Here is a 14,412-nt window from a genome sequence, read left to right as displayed (position 1 = left end):
CATCCTTTCCTGCTAAAAATGTTGTTTTCTATTTCAAACCTAAGCGGTTAAAGATCGTATCAACATGTTTCAAATGCCAGCTTGGATCGAAGCAATCTGCAATTTCTTCTGGGCTTAATACTTCTGTAATCACGGAAGCATTCTCCACGATTTCGCGGAACGAACGCTGCTCTTCCCATGCCTGCATCGCTCTAGGCTGGACTGTATCGTAAGCTTGCTCACGAGCAAAGCCTTTATCGATCAGCTTCGTCATCACGCGGCCAGAGAAAGGAACGTCATAGGTGCTGCGCATGTTGCGTTTCATATTTTCAGGGAACACAGTCAAGTTCTTGATGATATTGCCTAGACGGTTCAGCATGTAGTTCAGCAATTGCGTCGCATCCGGCAGGATAATACGCTCTACGGAGGAGTGCGAGATGTCGCGCTCATGCCAAAGCGTTACGTTCTCATAAGCGGAAACCATGTGCCCGCGAATCACACGGGACAGACCGGAAATGCTCTCGCAACCAATCGGGTTACGCTTATGCGGCATTGCGGAGGAACCTTTTTGACCTTTAGCAAACGGCTCTTCAACCTCGCGGAACTCACTCTTCTGAAGGGCGCGAATTTCAGTCGCGAATTTATCAAGGGATGTTGCAACCAGCGCCAACGTCGCCATGTATTCAGCGTGACGATCACGCTGTAAGGTTTGTGTGGAGATCGGAGCCGCTTTCGTGCCCAGCTTGCCGCACACATACTCTTCAACAAAAGGATCGATGTTTGCGTAAGTACCTACTGCACCTGAGATTTTACCGAATTGTACGCCATCAGCGGCAAAGCGGAAACGCTCCAGGTTACGCTTCATTTCCTCGTACCAAAGCGCCATTTTCAAACCAAATGTCGTCGGCTCTGCATGCACACCATGCGTTCTGCCCATCATGGCTGTATCTTTATGTTCGATCGCTTTATTGCGAAGGATTTCAATGAAATTCTGAATGTCTTTGTCCAAAATCTCGTTTGCTTGTCTCAGCAAGTAACCAAGTGCCGTATCGACAACGTCTGTCGAAGTCAAACCGTAGTGAACCCATTTGCGCTCAGGTCCCAGCGTTTCGGATACTGCTCTAGTGAAGGCGATCACGTCATGACGCGTCTCCTGCTCGATTTCATAAATGCGGTCAATGTTGAAGCTTGCGTTCTCGCGCAGTACTTTCACATCTTCCTTAGGAATAACTCCGAGCTCTGACCATGCCTCGCAAGAAAGAATCTCGACTTCAAGCCAAGCTTGGAATTTATTTCCCTCTGTCCAAATGCGTGCCATCTCTGGGCGTGTATAACGTTCAATCATCTCAGCCGCTCCTCCAATAAGTTCATTTACTTACTTTCCCCAAATGCTTGTCTGTTCTATCCAAGTCAGTGCTTTCGCTACATCGCTTGTAAGAAGATTGATGTGTCCCATCTTGCGTTTTTCTTTCGCTTCTTTCTTGCCATATAGATGAACCTTTGCGGAAACGCCTAATTCACTGTGTTCCAGGAAATCGGGTCGGTCGATCAGCTCTTGCAGCGGTTTGATATGCTCACCAAGCAAATTGACCATTACAACAGGTGATAGCAGCTCAGTAGAACCTAGCGGCAGATTGCAAATCGCCCGAACATGCTGCTCGAACTGTGAAGTCCGGCAGGCTTCCATCGTATAATGACCTGAATTATGCGGGCGTGGCGCAAGTTCATTAACATATAGCTGGCCATCCTTCGTCAGGAATAACTCCACTGCGATCAAACCAATCACACCAAGCGATTCTGCGATGCGTACAGCAAGCTCTTCAGCTTCCTTTTGCACCTCTACAGGAATTCGCGCTGGGACGATCGATTGATGCAGGATGTTATGTACATGTATATTTTCAGCAGCGGGAAAAGCCTTTACCTCGCCGCGTGGACTTCTTGCCGCAATCACGGATAATTCTTTGTCAAAATGAATGAATTGTTCGAGAACCAGCTCTGTTTTGGCACGGCTGAGCGTTTCGTAAGCTTCCTCCACCTCGTCCAGCGAGCGAAGAACCCGTTGCCCTTTGCCATCGTAGCCGCCAGTTGCTGTTTTGAGCACGCACGGCGTCCCGAAGCGTTCAGCCGCTTCACGCAAATCAGCTGTGCTGGTGATTTCAGCATATGGAGCCACAGGTACACCCGCTGCTTCAATCGCTCTCTTTTCACGCAGACGATGCTGGGTCGTGTATAAAAGCTCACTTCCTTGAGGAACATAGGATTCATTCATTAATATGCTAGTCACATGTGCATCGACATTCTCGAATTCATAGGTGATGACGTCCGACCGGGCTGCGAGCTTTCTTGCCGCTTCAACATCGTCAAAGTCCGCCTGAATTTGCTCATCTGCAACTTGACCGCAAGGCGCGTCATCCGCGGGGTCGAGCGTCACGAAGCGATACCCCATGTTGCGTCCGGCCAAGGCCAGCATTCGGCCTAGCTGCCCACCGCCCAAGATGCCGATGGTGCCGCCTGGCTTGATGACCTTGCCGCTTGAGTTTGAAGCTTCGCTCATAACAGGTCACTGCTTTCAATTACGGTCTGTGCGATTCGCTCGCGGCGTGCTCTGACCTTCGCTTGCAGTTCTGGCTCGAATGCGCCGAGAATTTGCGCTGCCAAGAGGCCTGCATTCGTTGCACCTGCATGTCCGATTGCCACCGTTGCGACGGGAATGCCGCCTGGCATTTGTACGATCGAAAGCAAGGAATCAAGTCCGTTCAGCGTGGATGTTTTGACTGGAACACCAATAACCGGAAGCTCCGTTTTGGCTGCTACCATCCCTGGTAGGTGCGCCGCTCCTCCTGCTCCGGCAATAATTACTTGAATGCCGCGGCCTGCCGCCGAAGCTGCATATTCGAACATAAGGTCCGGCGTTCTATGCGCAGAAACCACCTTTTTCTCATAAGGCACTCCCAGCTCTTCCAACATGTCGCATGCGTGCTTCATCGTTTCCCAATCCGACTGGCTTCCCATAATGACACCTACACGTACAGTCATCATAAACCTACTCTCATATTGTAATTTTAAAAATCAACTTTGATAACGAAGATTATGCGATGATGTATCTCGACATCGAATCTTGAACGAAACCTGGGAAGTCCGGTACTCACGTAGCCAGTACCACAGCGAATGCTTCCGAAGCCAGTTTTCCTACGGAAAACTCTTAGCTCCGTTCCTCCTTCTCCACCTTTCGTCCAACCTTCTCGGTTCTGAAAGCTAACTTTTAAAACTTTCATTTTAAATAATTACTATCCTATCATGCCCTTAAACCCAAAAAACGCCCAGAGCTAGAATACATGATTCTATCCGCTGGACAGCAAAAGAACCGAATGCAAAAAGACCATCGTCTTCCTATGGTTTCCCTCATTCGCTTCCTCGTAGTCCAAAAATTCATGGTTTTTGGGTAGAAACTTTCAGGCCTTATCCCTGATTTTATACGAGTTGATTCGACATTTTCAATTAGTGCGGCTTCATTTCCCGCTTCCCTAGTTTACTACCAACTAACGTGCGATGTCAATTTCAAAAAACGAACAATTTTCGGACAATTCTTTTGAATAGTTCGCTTTTTGGCGCATTTTCTATCTTTTAAACGGTTTGCGACCTCAGATGAGATTCTCATCTTCCCTGAGACCCGATATGTCTGTCCTACAGCTGTTCTTTAGTGGCTTGCCTAACCCTAATATTTTTCGACAATTCCTTTATATATGATATAGCTGCATAAAATAAACATTATCCGTCGATTCATTCATCCAATCTTTCTCTAGAATCCATATTAGCGGTTGAATGGTGTTGTAAAAAGTGCAACAATTGGGTCCTATACAGGCCAATTCGCAACAAATGGACTCGAAATGTTGTACAAACTACAACTTCAAGTTGCAAAATAGCCTTTTGGCGTGTGAATTGTTGCAGTAAATACAACATTGATAACCACTATAGCCCATCTGCCCTCACGAAAGCTGAATGATACCGGGAACATATAGTCATTTCTGCATGAAAAAAAGGGCATTCCACTGAATGGAATAGCCCTCTATGCCCCATTATTTTTTAAGCAGCTTTATCAGCCATCCTCAAAAATTCACTCTACAAAGCTGGTACTTCTTGTGCAGAAGAAGATTGAAGAGACTCATCTTGATCTTTAACTTCAGGATTTGGATTAAACTGATTTTCACTCTTCGCAATGACAATGGTTGCTACGCTATTACCAATAATATTCGTAATTGCTCTCGCTTCCGACATGAATCGGTCCACCCCAATAAGAAGCGCCATGCCTTCAATGGGAATGACATTGTTCGGGATTGCGGCTATGGTAGCCGCCAGTGTGACGAAGCCTGATCCGGTAATGCCAGCAGCACCTTTCGAAGTTAGCATCAGTACGCCCATGAAGGTCAGTACCTGAATCCAGCTTAGTTCTACACCATAGGCTTGTGCAATGAATAACCCTGCCATAGATAGGTAGATTGATGTACCGTCAAGGTTGAACGAATAACCAGTGGGAACGACGAGACCTACGACCGGCTTCGATGCGCCGAACTTCTCCAGCTTTTCCATAACACGCGGCAATGCGGATTCGGATGATGATGTTCCTAATACAAGCAGCAGCTCTTCTTTAATGAATCGTAAGAGCTTAATTAAGCTAAACCCATACATTCTACAAATGGATCCGAGCACAATAAAGATGAACAGTGCCATGGTTATATAGACGGACCCCATCATTTTACCGAGAGAAAACAATGAATGAACGCCGAATTTACCGATCGTATAAGACATTGCACCAAAAGCAGCAATTGGAGAGAATTTCATGATGATTCCTACAATGCGGAAGAAAATTTCATTCATTTTCTCCAGGAAATTCGTAACGGGTTTCGCGCTGTCCCCAAGACCAGCCATCGCCAAGCCAAACAAGATAGAGAAGAATAGAACCGGCAGCATATCACCTTTGGCAAAGGCAGCCATCACGTTATCCGGAACGATACTTGTAAGGAAATCGACAAAGCCGTGACTGCTTGCTGCCGCGTCTTTCGTATACTTCGCAACATCTGCGGCCTTCACACCAGCCGTGCTCATTCCTGCGCCAGGGCGAATGATGTACATGACAGCTACCCCGATAACCATTGCAAACGTAGTAATAATTTCAAAGTACAGAAGCGCCTTGCCGCCGATTCGACCTACTTTTTTCATATCCCCCATACCAGAGATCCCGATTACAATCGTAAAGAACACAATTGGAGCAATAACCATCTTGATCATTTTCACGAACACATCGGAAAGTACTTTTAAGCTTTCCCCTTGGTGAGGGAAAAACTGACCGACCGCAATCCCGAGCACAATCGCTAACAGTACCTGCAGTGTTAAGTTTTTTCTTAGTTTCATCATCATCATATATCCTCCTTCTTCTCTACCTAATCTAGGCTTGGACTTTCTCTTTGCGTCTTCTCGCGACCCCATCTTCATAAGCCGCTTCTATAACCGCATCTCTCACTCGTTCCGCGACTGATTGATTAAATACACTTGGAATAATGTAAGACTCATTCAACTCATCCTCTTGAACAACCGATGCAATCGCCTTGGCTGCGGCAAGCTTCATATTCTCTGTCACTCTGGTAGCCCTGCAATCCAGCAGTCCACGGAACAAGCCCGGGAAGCAAAGGACATTGTTGATTTGGTTCGGGTAGTCCGAACGCCCTGTAGCCATAACCCGCACATAAGGCTCTGCCTCTTCGGGGAGAATTTCCGGTGTTGGGTTTGCCATCGCAAAGACAATAGGATCTTTCGCCATTTTGGCAACGTCTTCCCTTTTAAGTACACCAGGTCCCGATACACCGATAAATATATCTGCTCCTCCAATAACTTCTGACAGCGATCCTTGAAACTGCTTCGGATTCGTATGTTCCGCATACCACTGCCAAAAAGGATTATCGTAAACCCCTTCACGCGTGATGGCACCCTGTCGATCGACACCGATAATGTTTCGAACACCTGCAGCCATCAGCATTTTCGTGCAAGCCGTTCCTGCCGCGCCAATGCCGCAAAGCACGACTTTACAATCCTCAAGCTTCTTGCCTACGAGTTTAACGGCATTAAGTAACCCCGCCAAAAGCACCACAGCTGTACCATGCTGATCATCATGAAATACGGGAATATCCAATTCCTCGATTAGCCGCTGTTCAATCTCAAAGCATCTAGGTGCAGATATATCCTCTAGATTGATTCCACCAAAAGTTGGGGATAGCGCTTTCACAATATTTACAATTTCATCTGTATCCTGTGTAGCCAGACATATTGGGAATGCATCGACGCCTGCCAGCTGCTTAAACAACATCGCCTTTCCTTCCATGACAGGCATTGCCGCTTCAGGTCCAATATTACCTAGACCAAGTACGGCAGTTCCATCGGATATGACCGCAACCGTGTTGCGTTTGATGGTGAGCGTATGGGCAAGCGACGGCTTTTCGTGGATCGCCATGCACACCTTGGCAACACCCGGTGTATACACCCTGGAGAGGTCATCTCGATTCTTAATGGGATACTTGGGACTCATTTCAATTTTCCCGCCCAAATGAAGCAGAAACGTTTGATCCGAAACATGAACGATTTTCACTCCCGCTAATGTGCGGATGGCCGCGGCAATCAGTTCAGTATGCTTGTTATCGTATACATTGATCGTGATATCCCGAACCGTGATGTTTTTGTCCGTTCTAACGACGTCAATGGCTATAATATCTCCACCTGCATCACTAATGGCCGTGGCCACACTGCCGAACGACGCGGTATCCTTATCCAATTCTAGTCTTAAAATAATACTTGTATTAACTCCCGACGGGATTGACACGTTCTTCACCTCAAGCGATATCAGACTTTGTTTTCATCTATTTCTGTTTTCATGATATCGCTTTCAAAAGAAGGCGTGAAGAATTTGACCATATTGGTACTTATGGTCTTTTTGGTCTTCACTTTATTTATGATCTTTTGTTCTCTTTCATCCACACATACCTATTGATCGGACGCCCAATCCCGCCATACTCTAGGTCTAACTTCACCTGCTTATTCTTCTCGAGAAAATCCAGATACCTGCGTGCCGTAACCCTTGCCAATCCTACGCCTTCAGCTACTTCTTCCGCGGATAAAGATTTGTGCTGCTGCATCAGAAATAGCATAACTTGTTTCATCGTCAGTGCTTGCAGACCTTTGGGCAAATCCATTTGCACACTGAACTCAGGTGATTCAGGAATCGGTTCTCCCCCGTTGTTACCGTGTAATAATTGATCCAGTTCAACTTGTGATAATGTCGATTCTTTACCTAATCTTCTCTTCATCATCCGATAATTTTCCAGTGCCTCTTGCACCCGTTCAAACTTAAAAGGCTTCATGATATAGTCCACTGCGCCATGATGAAGCATCCGCTGGATCGTTGGAATATCGTTAGCGGCTGTAATCACAATGGCATCCGTATTTAGCTGTTCATTACGAATCTGCTGCAGCACATCTGTTCCGTTTTGACCTGGCATATAAATATCAAGAATCACGAGGTCAGGCTTCAAATGACGAATTTTCTCGATACCCTCTATGCCATTGGAAGATGTCCCTACAATTTCAAAGCCGGGAACCCTCTCAACAAATTGCCTGTTCACTTCAAGAACCATCGGATCGTCCTCAATCAGTACAACTCTATGCATGAGTATCATCCTTTCCTATAAGCATGGGGAAAGTGAGAATAAAGCTAGTCCCTACGCCAACCGTGGACTCGACTTCTAGATGAGCCCCGCATTTATTCACAATATTATGAATTAAATACAAACCAATGCCTCTGCTTTCGCCTACATTCGTGGAGAAGCCTCGCTCAAACATGCGTTGTTTGGTTTCCTCACTCATACCCTTCCCATTATCCTCGACCAAAATCGATAATACTTCATCGTCCTGCTCGATACTGATAAAGACCTCTTTTTTGCCATCCTTCTCCTTCAGAGCATCAAACGCATTCTCAATCAGATTCCCCAAGATGACCACCATGTCATGCTGATCTAAATTTTTCCGGAAATCGCACCAACCTGCTTGCCCGGTCCAAACGAACGTCGACGCCCAACTCTCTGCCGCGGCTAATTTTCCCCAAGATTAAACCGGCCGCGCTCTCATTCGCTATCTTGCTCGAGACAAAACTGCTGAGCTCGGATTGCGCTTCCATCGTTTCGAACAAATAGTCCAGCGCCTTCTGCTTATGATCAAGCTGGATCAAACCGCCGATCGTATGCAGCTTGTTCATATATTCATGATTCTGCACTCGAAGTGCGTCAACAAAAGCTCTTACACCGGTCAACTCTTCAGCGATTTTCGTTACCTCTGAGCGATCTTGAAAAATAGCTACGGCGCCAACCGTATGATGCCCTACTTTAATAGGAACCCGATTACTCAAAATATGAGCAGGACCAACATGCAGCTCTTGGTTATAAATAGCATGATTCAGCTGCAAAATTTCCGGAAGTCTCGTATCCGGAAGCACTTCCCGAATATGGCGTCCCAGTACTTCTCCTTCGATTTGCAGCATTTTTTTGGCTTTATCGTTAAAAACCGTGATGTATTCCTGGCTGTCTATGGCAATAACGCCTTCATGCATCGCATTGAAGGTAGCCGTCCGCTCAACGAGAAGCTGTGCGATCTCAGCAGGCTCTAAACGAAACATTTGCTCCTTAATATGCCTGGAGAGCATCCACGAACCCCATATCCCAAACACCAACGATAAGAAAACCGTCGCATAAATTTGTCCCCGCATATCGAGAATGATCCCGGATAGTCCCGGCACCAGCTTCCCCACTAATACGACACCAATTTGTTCGTGCTCCTCATTCATGACAGGAACGAAGGCTCTAAGCACCGCCCCTTGTTCTCCTTTTGCCCTGGAAAGATACGTATGCTCCGCAAATGCCGCATGCTCATCCTCCCCCTGCGAATGCTCCCCGATCCGGGAGGATGAAGGATGAGACCACCGAATACCGTTCATATCCAAGACAACAATATAATCAACGTCATTAATAATTCGTAGACGTTCAGTGATCGGATTAATTTCCTGTCTTTTGCTCTGTTCGGTTAACCCGCTGATGATAGAAGGCAATTGGGTAACCGTGCGCGCAGTTACAAGCAGTCTCTGTCCAAGCTCTTGTTCCTGTAAATGAATCACACGGCCTATTAAAATGATACCGCCGATACATATCGCAAATAATACGATACCAAACGACAGGATCGTAATTTTCCAATTCATGCGAAGACCCTTGATCTTCAAAGCCGATCACTCACTTTCTAGCTTGCCGTTTATTTCTAAGATCCCCCTACATTATGTTACACTGAATTTACGATATAAAACAGCTGGGGGTCCGTATGAAAACGTTTTTCGGTATCATGATGTTTATTGTAATCGGTCTCCTGACAGCGGTGGGATTCGGTTTTTCCTGGCAATTGGGTAACGGTCCGCTTGTCAATGATGATGAACAGATCGGACTCAACCAACAAACGATCATTCGATTCAGTTTTGTCGTGGCGGAGAATACACCAAAAGGATTAGCGGCTCAGAAATTCGCCCAATTAGTCAAAGCAAAGACCAACGACACCATTAAAGTAGAATTATTCCCCAATGGTACTCTATACAATGAAACCGATGAAGTCGGAGCTTTACAGACGGGCAGCATTCAAATGATCGCGCCAAGTTTCTCTAATATATCCGAAGTTGTTCCCGAATGGATGGCCATGGATCTTCCTTTCGTTTTCCAAAACGACGAAGATGTAGCCAAAGCTTTCCAAGGCAAGATCGGAAACATTTTGCTGCGCAAATTAGAACCAAAGGGCATTGTTGGTCTCGGTTTTTGGGCCAATGGTTTTCAGCAAATGACGTCAAATCGCGGCGTTCTTGCTCATCCCGAAGATTTTCGAGATTTGAAATTTCGGATTCTTCCAAGCAAGATCATCGAATCCCAATTTCGGCATCTGAATGCGAAGACGGTCCCCATTCCTTTTAATCAAGTATACCGCAGTATGGAATCCGGTCAGGTAGACGGTGGAGAGAACACGATTTCGAACATTTACTCTAAAAAGCTGTATCAGGTCCAAAAATATTTGACCATCAGCAATCATGCCTATCTTGGTTATGGCGTGCTAGTGAATAAGGTATTTTGGGAGAAATTATCCGCCGATCAGCAAAAGACGATTAATGAAGCCATGCAAGAAGCGACGGTTTGGGCTAATCAAAATGCGATCGAGATCAACCGTAAACAATGGAACGAGTTACAGAGAATTGGGCAGATGAACGTTCACCTTCTAACCAATGAGGAACGGGATGAATGGCAGCAGGTGCTTGAGCCAGTCTATGAAGAAGCTCAATCCTATCTTAGTAAAGAGCTCATGGATGCCGTGAACGAGCTTAGACAGGAATACTGAATATTACGAACCAGATCGGACATAATACCTTTCGACGGTGAAACAGCGAGGTGTAGTGTCAAAGATAATTCAATGATAAAACACCAGGGAAGTTGTTTTTGAATCGATATTGAAGCGAGGGGATGTGCCGTGGGCTCATTAATGTAGTCAAGTACTGCAATAATGTGATGAGGTAATGACCGAGCCAAGTAAGGTTCAAGGCAAAAGTACCATCAATCTATTCTCCGTCGAAGAGGACTCCGAAAGGGGTCCTTTTTTTAGTTTTGATGTAAACGTCAAAAACCCTTACCTTAGGAAAAATCAGTGATTTCGTGGCTTTAACGGGGACAATTTCATATCCGGATGCTATCCTTGATTATCGCGCTGCTGTTCTTCGATACGCTAGGCGTGCTCGGGAGAAATGTCATCTTTATTGGGCTTATAGAAGAAGCGGCGAAGGTATTGGCCATTTTGTTTTGCCTGCGTAATCGAAAATATCATTTTATCCTAAACGGGTTGTTAGTTGGAGCGGCTGTCGGCTCTGGGTTTGCCGCATTTGAGTAGGCCGGAAACGCACTGAATATCGGCATGCAGGGTATGACTTCTATGTTTGCAGCGTGTTTAAGAAGCGTTACTTGGTCGAACGCGACACTCAGATGAATCCCCCTGGGTTCCACATTACATAAATGTATAACGCAGCGAAGCACAAAAAGGGCACGACCGGGAAACGGGTTGTGTCCTTTTTGCTGTTTGAGCCGACGAAGGGAGTTCATGGGAGAGTAAGAAGCAAATCCATTTAACCGTCGTTGATATATACGATTTTTCGAACATAATTGGCGGGATTCATGCAAAAAGACAAATTATATACGATTTTTCACATAGATTTTTCACTTTAGCCAGCCCAGGGAATTTTCTATATGATTTTTCATATATAATTCCAAGCATCGAAACAGAAACAGTGCTCAAACCAAATCCGGACTTTGGATAGAGCCCACATATTCATAGTAGTTGACTCGCTGGGACACTCCTCTGGCCATCGCCCGAAATTTCCCTTTATCGACCAGTATGCGGCAGTACTTGATGACAGTCATAATATGCAGTTCCAACTCCCTTGCAGCCTCGGATGGGCGAATGGCACGATTATGGCGAATGGCCGCTCGCATCAAGTCTCGTTCGATTTTTGAATAGCGTTTCTCCACCATTCTTTTGGTTCCACTCTCAGCAGACAGATAAGGGAACAAGATGTTCCGCAATGTGGAGAGAATGAACGAGGGGTTCTCTTTTAACTCATCCAAAGAGATGTAGAAGACCGTACAGTCTTGAGCTTGAAGAAACAGTCCCCGGTTCAAATCCATCCGATACTTGGTTCGATCCGTGCCGTGTGAGCCAAAGTCCATGATCTCAAATACAATACGTATAGCACCAACAATCCACATGAAATCGACAAAGTAGGATCTCCCTCGCCAGTCCTTCACTTCATATTCAGGATGCAATCCATGGAAATGTCCGACAAGCTGCCACCAGATTTGCTTAACGAACAATCGATTTCCGAACCCATGGCCGCGTTTCAGAGCATCCAGACGTTCCCCTCTTCTTCGCCTAAGATGATCACCTATCCATTTATCGTGTTCGATCTCAAAACCCATTCCCTGATCACCCGCCTCTTCATATTCGTTTTAAAAAACACAAAACCCCGACTCCTTTCCGATTTAGAAAGGAAGCGGGGCATTCTTTGCCACTCGGTTAATGCGTGATATCCATAGTGTGCCACAATATTCTCAGAGAGCGCAACAGGAAAATGAATAACTACAAAATCCGGCTGAACGATCCGAAATCGGAAGGATTACGGCCGGCCATCCGGTTCAGCTTTAGGTAACTGTACGCGTATTTATAATAATGGCCGTGTCTGCTGTCCGCGAATGCCTGCTCCCAGAATGGCTGTTCCAACGGACTGCTCATGGTTGTTGTAAATGGTGGATCATATTCCGTCGGATTTTTTTCCAGCCCGTTTGCGTAGACCAGAATGTCCATTCTTGTGAATAAGGAAGTCTCCGACTGATCAAGCCCATGATCGTGAAATACTTGCTTCAGCTCTAAGATGGAGTGGCCATGAGTAAGGAGGTGTCCGAGCTGCATATCGCCTTTTTCCATTTGGTACGGCCTCTGAAAGTTATGAAAAAGATCAACAACAACAGCGGGAGTCAGTGGAACCCTTGTTGTCGTTACGGGGATGCCTTCAGGATCAATGACGATGTCGTTTCCGTTTATCGTTACATAACCCGGACCGGACGCCGCAAATCCCTCCAGCAATTTTGTCATGGCATTGTACAATTCGACCGTTGCCGGAACTTCGGAGCAAGAGAGCGTAGCCAGCATGTAATACACATAGATCACATCATGACCCAATGCATGACAAGATTGATCTTTTTTGACGAGCAAGCTCAAAATACCATTACGAAAGCCTGCGTATTCCTTGTGGGCCCGATATTGCTTATCGTTTGGGTGTTCCTCTACCGTTTTTTCGAGATTTTTGCGAATCGTGGCTTCCAGCGTTCCCGGTACCAGGTTTTCTTCCAAAACTCCAATCAAGGCTAAAACCGCGCACGCCCAATGGCCTTCCCAAATGTTCGTCTGCGACGACTCAATCATTTTTTGGCATGCCCATTTCTTGTGAAAATCGATGCCCAGAGCGGATCCCCTCCTTTTACCGTCAGCAGTCAAAGTGCAAAAAATCCTTTTATTTCTTATCATAGCATTAGGTAAATTAATCGCACGGGTTTATTATCGGTTCTATAGATAGTGCATCGTTATCTCACTTCTGACTAGAAATCTTACATTAATACCCGTCTGTCCAATTCCCTTAGATATGTAGTAAGTCCCAAATCGATTTTTATGGAGACCCTTATAAATCCCCATCCTAGGTAACTTACCCGCGTTTTTGATTCTAAAGAAAAATGGTACATTAAATTGTTTACCATGTAGATGCCCAGCCATTAAATAATCATATTGTTTATTTAAATGTAAGACTACGTTAGGATCGTGGGTAATAACGACTTTAGTTTTACTCTGATCAACATTTTGAAACGATCTTTCTATATTACTCTTACCTGAATCAAAATCATCAATTCCAATTAACTCAAATTGCTCTAAATGTACCGATTCATTAATTAATAAATGCAAACCGTATTTTCTTAGTAGATTGATTAAATCCTGTACATTTTCTTGCTGATAATCATGGTTTCCGAGAACACAATAAATGGGTACGTTACTTATAACCAAAGCTCTTAGATACTTTTCTAGTTTAGAGAGACTTGTTCGACGTTTGGTAAAATCACCTGTAACAAAAATATAATTTGGTTTCTCAAGATTAATAATCATTGTAATTTTAGATGGACTTATCCTTAATCGTTCTACATGCATATCACTAATTTGTAGGATTTTCAATTTTAAATCCAGAGGGTATTTAATTCGCTCAACTTTTAACCATTGTGTAGGTAAGATAAAATTTATATAAAATAAGAGTATTAGAATCAATATGGATAAATAAATCAATTTACTTCACCATCCTCCTCTTAGAAATTCATTTTGTAGAAGTTAACATATATTCTAGATATTTCGGATTATTCCTTTCAGTGAAAAAAATCTTAATTATTAAAAAAGGCGCTGCAGTGGCGCGAAGAAGCAAACTCTTCCCAACCTGCAGCGCCTTACTATGTTTTTTACGAGCAAATTGCCGCCTCATATCGCAAGGAGGCACCGATAACAGCCAATTCATTAACCAACCCTAGCTGCTTAAAGACATGCAAGCTGCTGTTAACCGTCATCGCATTGATATGAGGATACCTAACGCTCAACGCTTCACATATGTCTTTGACCGTCGTGAAACTCCCCTGCGCATAAAGAAATTCCAATAATGCATGCCGTTGTGGCGTTAATGTAATATTCTTGGCTCTCATCTTCTGCAGTGCTAAATTCAAATCATGTTGTACCATCATG

The 14,412-nt window shown here is 45.0% G+C and carries 12 protein-coding genes, 1 pseudogene and 1 riboswitch; of the genes and pseudogenes, 2 read left to right on the top strand and 11 right to left on the bottom strand.

Annotated elements, in window-relative coordinates; translation table 11 throughout:
* Positions 1–28: 28 nt before the first annotated feature.
* The 7 genes and pseudogenes from purB to QFZ81_RS00205 all read right to left on the bottom strand — a co-directional run bounded on the left by purB (position 29) and on the right by QFZ81_RS00205 (position 9,283).
* Entirely contained in the window at positions 29–1,324 is a 1,296-nt protein-coding gene (purB, locus tag QFZ81_RS00235) for an adenylosuccinate lyase (RefSeq protein ID WP_307600855.1), read from the bottom strand.
* Between the two features lie 30 nt (positions 1,325–1,354).
* The gene (gene purK / locus QFZ81_RS00230) at positions 1,355–2,533 is read right to left on the bottom strand and encodes a 5-(carboxyamino)imidazole ribonucleotide synthase (protein WP_307600853.1); all 1,179 of its coding nucleotides are present in this window, start codon (positions 2,531–2,533) and stop codon (positions 1,355–1,357) included.
* On the bottom strand, positions 2,530–3,015 hold the full coding sequence (gene purE / locus QFZ81_RS00225) for a 5-(carboxyamino)imidazole ribonucleotide mutase (protein WP_029198283.1): 486 nt from the start codon (positions 3,013–3,015) through the stop codon (positions 2,530–2,532). Before purE ends, purK begins: the two co-directional genes overlap by 4 nt.
* Before the next feature lie 361 nt (positions 3,016–3,376).
* Positions 3,377–3,478: riboswitch (purine riboswitch) on the bottom strand.
* Between the two features lie 620 nt (positions 3,479–4,098).
* Positions 4,099–5,391: a dicarboxylate/amino acid:cation symporter gene (locus QFZ81_RS00220; protein ID WP_307606789.1), complete on the bottom strand. Its 1,293-nt coding sequence runs from the start codon at positions 5,389–5,391 to the stop codon at positions 4,099–4,101.
* Between the two features lie 31 nt (positions 5,392–5,422).
* Complete coding sequence (locus QFZ81_RS00215) at positions 5,423–6,847, bottom strand: NAD-dependent malic enzyme (RefSeq protein ID WP_307600851.1); 1,425 nt, start codon at positions 6,845–6,847, stop codon at positions 5,423–5,425.
* A 127-nt stretch (positions 6,848–6,974) separates the two neighbouring features.
* Positions 6,975–7,691: a response regulator gene (locus QFZ81_RS00210; protein WP_307435197.1), complete on the bottom strand. Its 717-nt coding sequence runs from the start codon at positions 7,689–7,691 to the stop codon at positions 6,975–6,977.
* Positions 7,684–9,283 (bottom strand): annotated as a pseudogene (locus QFZ81_RS00205) (ATP-binding protein). The gene QFZ81_RS00210 and the pseudogene QFZ81_RS00205 overlap by 8 nt, the downstream one beginning before the upstream one ends.
* Positions 9,284–9,384: 101 nt before the next feature.
* Between QFZ81_RS00205 and QFZ81_RS00200 the strand changes: the two are divergent.
* Positions 9,385–10,437: a DctP family TRAP transporter solute-binding subunit gene (locus tag QFZ81_RS00200; protein ID WP_307600848.1), complete on the top strand. Its 1,053-nt coding sequence runs from the start codon at positions 9,385–9,387 to the stop codon at positions 10,435–10,437.
* Positions 10,438–10,788: 351 nt separating this feature from the next.
* A complete protein-coding gene (locus QFZ81_RS00195) occupies positions 10,789–10,980 on the top strand; it encodes a PrsW family glutamic-type intramembrane protease (RefSeq protein WP_307435206.1) in 192 nt (63 codons plus the stop codon).
* A gap of 398 nt (positions 10,981–11,378) precedes the next feature.
* On the opposite strand, the gene QFZ81_RS00190 is transcribed toward QFZ81_RS00195, so the two are convergent.
* The 4 genes from QFZ81_RS00190 to QFZ81_RS00175 form a co-directional block, all read right to left on the bottom strand.
* Positions 11,379–12,062 (bottom strand): hypothetical protein, encoded by a 684-nt coding sequence (locus tag QFZ81_RS00190; protein WP_307600846.1) that lies wholly within the window; start codon positions 12,060–12,062, stop codon positions 11,379–11,381.
* A gap of 160 nt (positions 12,063–12,222) precedes the next feature.
* Entirely contained in the window at positions 12,223–13,137 is a 915-nt protein-coding gene (locus tag QFZ81_RS00185; RefSeq protein WP_307600844.1) for a hypothetical protein, read from the bottom strand.
* Positions 13,138–13,206: 69 nt separating this feature from the next.
* Positions 13,207–13,968 carry a metallophosphoesterase gene (locus QFZ81_RS00180; RefSeq protein ID WP_307435218.1) on the bottom strand — a complete coding sequence of 254 codons (762 nt, stop codon included), beginning with the start codon at positions 13,966–13,968 and terminating at the stop codon, positions 13,207–13,209.
* A 167-nt stretch (positions 13,969–14,135) separates the two neighbouring features.
* A complete protein-coding gene (locus QFZ81_RS00175) occupies positions 14,136–14,411 on the bottom strand; it encodes a Fur family transcriptional regulator (RefSeq protein WP_307435221.1) in 276 nt (91 codons plus the stop codon).
* Position 14,412: the final 1 nt, after the last annotated feature.

The sequence above is a fragment of the Paenibacillus sp. V4I9 genome, from assembly GCF_030817295.1.
Classification (GTDB): domain Bacteria; phylum Bacillota; class Bacilli; order Paenibacillales; family NBRC-103111; genus Paenibacillus_E.
The sequence above is the reverse complement of the archived record's forward strand: the minus strand, read 5'-3'. Positions and strand labels throughout refer to the sequence as shown.